We start from the raw sequence: 1,056 nt of genomic DNA, 5'->3' as shown, positions 1-1,056 counted from the left end.
ACAATGAAAGATGCTTCTTGAATCTCGTCTTCAAACGTGTGGAATGAGCAGTGATCAGGTGCAATTCCAATTTCTGAGATCGCTGATGACGGGTTTTGAATAAAGAGTAGTAAAATATTTAGTATATTTTGAATTTCCGTAGATGCTCTGTAGTTCTTTACTAGTAACTTGCTCTGTGCCGAAAACTCATTTAAAAAATCTTTGAATATCGTTTGCCTTGCTCCGGCCCACAACATAATACTCTGATTCAGGTCTCCAACTGCCAAGACTTTTGTAGCGGTATTCTGAAACATCAATTTTAGCAATGTGTATTGTTCGTTCGTTGTATCTTGAAACTCATCAACAAAGACATATTCATAAGAGCTTGCAAACATATTTCGAATATCGTCTCTGGATCTCAAAATACGAATCGCCAGCCCTATCAAATCTCCCATCAATATTCTAGTTGTACCATTAGCCTCTTTACGCTGAAAAACAATATCATAATTGTTAATAGGACGTTCCGCCCGTGGTAGAGTGTTCTTAAATCTATCGACAATACTTTTGCACAATGCATGAAACGTAAAAGAATCAAACCGAGCAGCCTTATCTCCGCAACGCTTACTGACCCGCTCTTTTATATTTATTTGAGCTTCAGTCTTAAATGTAAGCGACAATATTCTTTTCGGCCAAGGGCAATTTGCGGTGTAAAACAAGTAACTTGCTTTTTGGGCCAACAATTCAGTTTTACCTGCACCAGCTCCAGCAAGAACAGCTATAGAATCATCGCAGGTAATTATATTCATTAGTTCGCTCGTGGCATCTACTCCCTCTGAAGGAGCCCATTCACGCATTACTCTATTACCTGCTCAGAAAGCGCCATTATGCAATTCATGAGTTTTTGCAATTCAGAAGGTAGCATCTGTTTTATTTGTTCTGAATTATATTGCTCCTCTATCTTTGACATCATGCGCACATGAGAAGCTGGCTTACTCTTGTTAGACAAGAACCTATAGCGGTACCACAAGAAATTGCGCTCCCAGTCTGAACCAAAATCAAATCGTTTACCTAAATTTC

2 protein-coding genes are annotated in these 1,056 nt (G+C 38.8%); both read right to left on the bottom strand.

Going from position 1 to position 1,056, the window contains the following annotated elements:
• On the bottom strand, positions 1–833 hold an 833-nt coding region (locus tag A3729_RS14460), incomplete at its 3' end, for a UvrD-helicase domain-containing protein (protein ID WP_156497958.1).
• Positions 833–1,056 (bottom strand): hypothetical protein (locus tag A3729_RS34000; protein WP_231877441.1); only part of this gene is annotated, 224 nt, incomplete at its 5' end. The genes A3729_RS14460 and A3729_RS34000, both read right to left, overlap by 1 nt.

This window comes from Oleiphilus sp. HI0043 (assembly GCF_001634935.1).
The sequence above is the reverse complement of the archived record's forward strand: the minus strand, read 5'-3'. Positions and strand labels throughout refer to the sequence as shown.